The following is a 7562-nucleotide window of genomic DNA, read 5'->3' as shown; positions in this document are numbered from 1 at the left end:
ATCGCTTTCCTCGGCTCCGGTGGTCTGCCTGGAGGCGAAAACCTCGGTATCCGTATCCGCGCCGACGAGCTCCGCTTGCAGGTAACCAGCGAGCTCCACCGAGGACGAGTAGTCGTATACAACGGTGGTCGGCAGCCGAAGGCCGGTCGCAGTACTCAACCGGTTCCGCAATTTCACCGCGCCCAGCGAATCGAACCCCAGATCACGGAAGGCGCGATTCGCCGTAACCTCCCCAGCTCCCTCGTGGCCGAGCACCGCGGCCGCATGAGTACGCACCAGGTCCAGCAGCACACGGCCCCGTTCGGCTTCGGACAACTCGTTTAGTCGGCGGGCCAGTTCCGACGTGCCACTCTCGGCGTTCTCTTCGGACGCCGCGGCGGCAAGGACACGCTCGACCTCCGGCACATCCACGACCAACCGGTTCGGTCGCGCCGAGGCAGACTGCGAGACAAAGCGCTCCCAGTCGATGTCGGCGATGACCACATTCGTGTCAGCGAGGTCCAGCGACTGCCGCAGGGCCGTGATCGCCAACTCCGGTGCCATCGCGGCCACACCACTCTGCCGCAACTGGTCCTCGATCACTCCGCCATCGACAGCAAGGCCGCCACCACCCCAACTGCCCCATGCGACTGAAGTCGCCGCGAGTCCAGCGGCCCGGCGCTGCTCGGCCAGGGCATCGACGAACGCGTTCGCGGCAGCATAGTTGGCCTGGCCCGCACTGCCCAGCACGCCGGAGGCCGAGGAGAACAGCACGAACGCCGTAAGATCCAGATCCCGAGTCAACTCGTGCAGGTTCAGCGCAGCGCGCGCCTTCGGCAGACAGACCTTCTCCATCCGGTCGAGGGTCATCCCGTCGAGCACACCGTCGTCCAGCACACCCGCCGTGTGTACGACTGCTGTCGGGGGATGTTCGGCGAGCAGCCCCGCCAACGCGTCACGGTCCGCCACATCGCAGGCCGCCACGGTCACGTCGACGCCGAGCGCTTCCAGTTCGGCTTCGAGCTCGGCGGCTCCGGGCGAGTCCGGCCCGCGCCGACTGGTCAGCACCACGTGCTCGGCGCCACTACGGGCCAACCACCGCGCCGTATACGCGCCCAGAGCTCCGGTACCGCCGGTCACCAGCACGGTCCCGCTCGGCTGCCACGCCTTCCCGGACGTGTCCGGACCCGGAGCACGAACCAGCCGCTGCACGAACACCCCGGCGGGCCGCACCGCGACCTGGTCCTCGCCCTTCTCCCCGGCGAGCACTCCGGCCAGCCGGTCCATCGTCCGCTCACTCGTCTGCTCGGGAAGGTCGACCAGTCCGCCCCAGCGTTCGGGGTGCTCCAGCGCGACGACCCGGCCCAGCCCCCACACCAGGGCCTGCTCCGGCTGGTGAGCCGGTCGGAGCGCCCGGTCGACACAGCGCCGCACGTCGCGAGCCACAGCCGCGCGTCGGCGTCCCCCACCGCCTGCACCAGCGCCAGGGTCGCGGCGACCCCCGCGGGCACGGCCGGATGATCGGGGTACGGCCGCTCATCGAGTCCCAGGAGGGACAGCACACCGGCCACGGGGGTGCCGCCGTTCCGGATACGCTGAGCGATCCACTCCCGATCGGGTTCGGCGGCGTCCAGTTCGATCCGGACGGCCTGCGCGCCGTGGCGCTGGAGCGCGCCGATCACCGCCGCCACCCGGTCCTCGTCGGTGTGCGCCGCCGGAACCACCACCAACCATGTGCCGTCCAGCGTGGGCGGCGCCGCGTCGGCCTCCGGTTTCCAGGTGACCTTGTATCGCCAGCCGTCCACGATCGAGCGCTCGCGGCTCCGCCGGCGCCACGACGACAGCGCCGGGAGCACCGCTTCCAGGGAGGAGCGCTCGCCGTCGCCGACGTCCAGGGAGTCGGCGACCACGTCCACGTCCCCCTGTTCGACGGCCTCCCAGAACGAGGTCTCCGCCGTATCGGCCACCGCTGCGGAGGGCTCGCCGGCCTCCAGCCAGTAGCGCTGGTGCTGGAACGCATACGTCGGCAGGTCGACCACGTGGGCCTGGTGACCGGCGAACGCCTGCCCCCAGTCGACCGCCAGGCCGCGCACGTGCGCTTCAGCCATCGAGAGAAGAAAGCGATCCAGTCCGCCCTCGCCGCGGTGCAGCGTCCCTACGGCCACCGCGTCCGCGTCCAGGGCGCCGACCGTCTCCTCGATCCCGATGGTCAGGACGGGGTGCGGGCTCGCCTCCAGGAAGAAGCCGTGGCCCTGCCCGACCAGTGTTCGAACGGCCTGCTCGAACCGCACCCTCTGCCGCAGGTTGCGGTACCAGTAGTCGGCGTCCAGCTGGGCGGTGTCCAGCCAGCCACCGGTCACCGTGGAGAGGAACGGGATCTCGGCGGAACGCGGCGCAATCCCGGACAATGCGTCCAGCAGCCGATCCTTGAGCGCCTCCACCTGGGCGGAGTGGGAGGCGTAGTCCACCGGGATCCGCCGCGCCCTGACCCCCTCGGCTTCGCACGCGCCGCACAGCTCGTCCAGCGCCTCGGGCTCACCGGCCACGACCACGGACCCGGGACCGTTGACCACCGCCACCGAGATCCGGCCCGGCCAGCGCTCCAGCAGCGATTCGACCCGGTCGACCGGCAGCGCGAGCGAGACCATCCCTCCCCTGCCGGCCAGCGACGCGGCCACGGCCTGGCTGCGCAGTGCCACCACCCGCGCCCCGTCGTCCACGGACAGCGCCCCGGCCACGCACGCCGCCGCGATCTCTCCCTGCGAGTGCCCCACGACAGCGGCGGGCTCCACACCGTGCGAGCGCCACAGCCGCGCCAGCGACACCATCACCGCCCACAGCGCCGGCTGCACCACGTCCACCCGGTCCGCGGAGGGAGCGTCCGCCTCGCCGCGCAGGAGGTCCAGCAGCGACCAGTCCACGTACGCGGCCAGCGCCCGCTCGCACTCCCGGATGCTCTCGGCGAACACCGGCGAGGACTCCAGCAGATCCGCGGCCATCCCCTCCCATTGCGCCCCCTGTCCGGGGAACACGAAGGTCACCTTGCCCGCGGTGTCGGCCGCCCCCTGGACCAGCCCCGGCGCTTCACCGCCCCGGGCGATCGCGTCAAGGCCGTCCAGGAACCCATCCTGTCCGCCGCTGACCACGACCGCGCGGTGCTCGAACGTGGCGCGCGTGGTGGCCAGCGAGAACCCGACGTCCACCCGGCGCGGGCCGGGGTCGGCCGCCGCGGCCGCGCGCAGCCGCGCGGCCTGGTCCCGCAGCGCCGCCTCGGTCCGCCCCGACACCACCCACGGGAACGTCGGCGGCGCGGTCGGGTCCGCCGGGGCCTCCCCGTCAGCGGTGGACACGTCCGCGGCCGCCTCGGCCTGTGGAACCTGCTCGACGATGAGGTGGGCGTTGGTGCCGCTCACCCCGAACGAGGAGACGCCGGCGCGCCGCGGATGGCCGGTCTCCGGCCACGAGGCGGGTTCGTTCAGCAGCGATACGGCGCCCTTGTCCCAATCGACGTGCGGGGTGGGCTCCTGCACGTGCAGAGTCTGCGGCAGCAGGCCGTGCCGCATCGCCTGGACCATCTTGATCACGCCGCCCACCCCGGCCGCCGCCTGGGTATGGCCGATATTGGACTTCAGCGACCCCAGCCGCAGCGGCCGATCCGCCGACCGGTCCCGCCCATACGTGGCCAGCAGCGCCTGGGCCTCGATCGGGTCGCCCAGCCTGGTACCGGTTCCGTGCGCCTCCACCGCGTCCACATCAGCGGGGACAAGCCCAGCACCGGCCAGCGCCTGCCGGATCACCCGCTCCTGCGACGGCCCGTTCGGCGCGGTCAACCCATTGGAGGCGCCGTCCTGGTTCACCGCACTGCCACGAATCACCGCCAACACCGGATGCCCACGACGCCGCGCATCCGACAACCGCTCCACCAGGAGCACGCCCACGCCCTCGGACCAGGCCGTCCCGTCGGCCCCGGCCGCGAAGGACTTGCACCGCCCATCGGGGGCCAGCCCCCGCTGCCGGGAGAACTCGACGAACACGTCGGGGGCCGCCATCACCGTGGCGCCGCCGGCCAGCGCCAGCGAGCACTCCCCCGACCGCAGCGCATGGCACGCCAGATGCAGCGCCACCAGCGACGACGAACACGCGGTGTCCAGCGTCACGGCCGGCCCCTCCAGGCCGAACATGTACGCGACCCGGCCCGAAGCGACACTGGGCGCGCTGCCGAGCAGCAGCTGGCCTTCGACACTCTCCGGCACCCGGTGCAGGCGCTTCGCGTAGTCGTCGTACATCACGCCGGTGAACACGCCCGTCGGACTGCCCTTCGCCGAAGCCGGGTCGATGCCGGCGCGTTCGAACGCCTCCCACGATGTCTCCAGCAGCAGCCGCTGCTGCGGATCCATCGCCGACGCCTCGTGCGGGCTGATGCCGAAGAACCCCGCGTCGAAGTGCGCCGCGTCGTGCAGGAAGCCGCCCTCACGTACGTAGACGGACCCCGGACGGTCCGGGTCCGGGTCGTACAGTCCTTCCGTATCCCAGCCGCGGTCGGCCGGGAACGCCGAGATCGCGTCCGTGCCGGAGGCGACCAGCTCCCACAGGTCCTCCGGAGAGCGCACGTCACCGGGGTAGCGGCAACTCATAGCCACGATCGCGATCGGTTCCCGGTCCTTCTCCTCCACCTCGCGCAGACGGGATCGGGTCTGTTGCAGGTCGGCCGTTACCCGCTTCAGGTAGTCGAAGAGCTTCTTTTCGTCCGCCATTGCGACCTCATCGGTTCGGATACGTGGGGGATGGGGGAGGGGTGTGGATCTGCCGACTAGGCTTTTCCGAGCTCGTCGTCGATAAGGGCGAAGACCTCGTCGTGTGTCGCGGATTCGAGGTCGAGCTCACCGGTGGCGGCGCCCTGCGGCTCGCCGCACTTCCGCAGGAGCGCCTGGAGGCGTTCCACGGCTCCCGCGCGCTCCAGGTCCGCCGGGGCGAGCGCCGAGACGGCCGCTTCCAACCTGTCGAGTTCCGCCGCCAGCGGCACGGCCGGTTCCGCCTCGTCCGCGAGGAGCTCGGAGCGCAGGTGGTGCGCCAGGTCGGTGACGGTGGGGTAGTCGAACACCACCGTCGCCGGCAACCGCAGTCCAACCGCGGCGCCAAGACGGTTGCGCAACTCAACGGCGGTCAGCGAATCGAAACCGGACTCCTGGAACGCCCGGTCAACGGCGATCGAGGCGGTATCAGCGTGCCCGAGCACCCCGGCGACGTGGGAGCGCACCAGGTCGATGAGTACCTCGACGCGCTCCGGCTCCGGCATCGCGGCAAGGCGCTGCGTCCAGGTCGAGGACTCTTCAGTGTCGACGGCCTGCCGCACCGGAATGCGGACCAGTCCCCGCATCAGCAGGGGCAGCGCTCCCGACCCCGCCTGGGCGCGCAGTGCCGACCGGTCCAGCCGGGCGGCCACAACCTGCGCCCGGCGGGCGGCCAACGCGGCATCGAACAGGGCCACGCCTTCGTCGGATGCCAGCGGCCTGATACCGGTCCGGCGTACCCGCGCCAGGTCGGCGGTGTTGAGGCCCCCGGCCATGCCGCCGGTGTCGCTCCACAGCCCCCACGCAACTGAGACGGCGGCCAGGCCCCGCGCCCGGCGGTGCTGGGCCAGCGCGTCCAGAAAGGCGTTGGCCGCCGCGTAGTTCCCCTGCCCCGCACCGCCGAGTATCCCCGCGACGGAGGAGAACAGCACGAACGCCGACAGGTCCAGATCCCGGGTCAACTCGTGCAGGTGCCACGCCGCGTCCGCCTTCGGACGCAGGACGCGGTCGACCTGCTCCCCCGACAGGGCGGCGACCGTGGCGTCGTCCAAGGCGCCCGCCGCGTGCACCACGCCCCGCAGCGGCCGGTCGCCGGGAACCGACTCCACCAGCGCAGTGAGCCCTTCGCGGTCGGCGACGTCACAGGCCTGGACCGAGACCTCCGCCCCCAGTTCGCCGAGTTCGGCGCGCAGTTCGGGCGCTCCGGGGGTCTCAAGCCCGCGGCGGCCGGCCAGTACGAGGTGCCGCACGCCGTGCACACTCACCAGGTGCCGGGCGATCTCGGCGCCCAAGGCCCCGGTCCCGCCCGTGACCAGGACCGTTCCCTCGGGGTCGAAGAACGGCTCCGGGCCGGACTCCGCCTCCCCCGCCTCGACCAGGCGCGGGATGTGCACCGCCCCCAGGCGCACCGCCATCTGCGACTCCCCCGAAGCCGCCAGCAGCGCCAGCTCCCGGAAGGGAGGGCGCTCCCCGTCCACGTCGGCCAGCGCGAGGCGGTCGGGATTCTCCATCTGCGCCGAGCGCACCAGCCCCCACACCGGTGCCTGCACCAGGTCGGCCACATCCTCAGCGACCGATGCCGAGACCGCGCCCCGTGTCAGTACGACCAGCCGCGCCCCGGTGAACCGCTCGTCCCCCAGCCACTGCTGGACGAGCCCCAGCACATGGTGGGTGGCCGACCGCACCCCCGACGGACCGGGATCCGGGTCGGGAGGCACTCGACGAACACGGCGTCCGGAGCAGGCATACCGGCGTCGATCGCCTCACCCAGCGACGCCAGATCCCGGTACGCGGTGCCCGCCGCCTCCGTCTCTCCGTCCTCGCTGTCAGCGGCGCCGACCAGCACCCACCGGGTGTCGGGGCCGCCCGGCGCCGGGGTCGGGCCCCACTCCACGCGGAAGAGGGAGTCCTCGGGGCGGGTGCGGGCGGCGCCGAACCACTCCCCTGTGGCCGGCTTCGTCACCAGCCGCTCCACCGACGCCACCGGCCGGCCCGCCTTGTCGGCCACCGCCAGCGCAACCGCGTTGTCCCCGGCGGGGGACAACTGCACGCGCAGCACCGATGCACCGGTCGCGTACAGGGACACACCGGACCACACGAACGGGATCAGCGTCTCCCCGCTCTCACCGCCCTGCTCGTCGAGGAGGAGCGCGTGCAGGGCGGCGTCCAGCAGTGCCGGATGCAGCCCGAACCCGGCCGCATCACCGCGCACGGACTCGGGCAGGGCGACCTCGGCGAAGAGATCCTCGCCGCGCCGCCAGGCCGCGCGCAGCCCCTGGAACACCGGCCCGTACTCGTAGCCCCGCTCGACCGCCCACTCGTACAGCCCCTCGACCTCGACCGGGGACGCCCCGTCCGGCGGCCACGCCGCCGGACCGGTCCCTTCCGGCGTTTCCTCTCGCGCCAGCACGCCACTGGCGTTGAGCACCCACGACTGCTCAGTCATGTCCTCCTCGGGCCGCGAGTACACGCTCAGCGGGTGGCGCCCGGCTTCGTCGGGCGCGCCCACCACCACCCGCAGCTGCACTCCGCCGTGCTCAGGCAGAACCAGCGCGGAGCCCAGTTCCAGCTCCTCGACCCGGTCGCAGCCGACCCGGTCGCCCGCGCAGGCCGCCAACTCGACGAACCCCGTCCCCGGGAAGAGCACCGAGCCGCCCACCACGTGGTCGGCCAGCCACGGGTGCCCTTGGACCGACAGCCGGCCGGTCAGCACCACCCCGCCCGAATCCGGAACGGCCACCGCGGCGCCCAGCAGCGGGTGGCCGGCCGGTTCGAGCCCGGTGGTGGTGAGGT

General features: G+C 72.5%; 4 protein-coding genes. All 4 read right to left on the bottom strand.

The features are described from left to right. Positions 1-1125 (bottom strand): beta-ketoacyl reductase (locus VS93_RS29565; RefSeq protein ID WP_162231717.1); only part of this gene is annotated, 1125 nt, incomplete at its 3' end. Continuing rightward, complete coding sequence (locus VS93_RS25415) at positions 1116-4733, bottom strand: type I polyketide synthase (protein ID WP_052746002.1); 3618 nt, start codon at positions 4731-4733, stop codon at positions 1116-1118. The genes VS93_RS29565 and VS93_RS25415, both read right to left, overlap by 10 nt. 56 nt (positions 4734-4789) lie before the next feature. Continuing rightward, positions 4790-6454: a type I polyketide synthase gene (locus tag VS93_RS27390; protein ID WP_052746001.1), complete on the bottom strand. Its 1665-nt coding sequence runs from the start codon at positions 6452-6454 to the stop codon at positions 4790-4792. Continuing rightward, the coding region (locus tag VS93_RS27385) for a polyketide synthase dehydratase domain-containing protein (RefSeq protein ID WP_173434368.1) at positions 6367-7562 on the bottom strand (1196 nt) is incomplete at its 5' end. The genes VS93_RS27390 and VS93_RS27385, both read right to left, overlap by 88 nt.

Source organism: Allosalinactinospora lopnorensis, from assembly GCF_000981225.1.
Lineage (GTDB): Bacteria > Actinomycetota > Actinomycetes > Streptosporangiales > Streptosporangiaceae > Allosalinactinospora > Allosalinactinospora lopnorensis.
The sequence above is the reverse complement of the archived record's forward strand: the minus strand, read 5'-3'. Positions and strand labels throughout refer to the sequence as shown.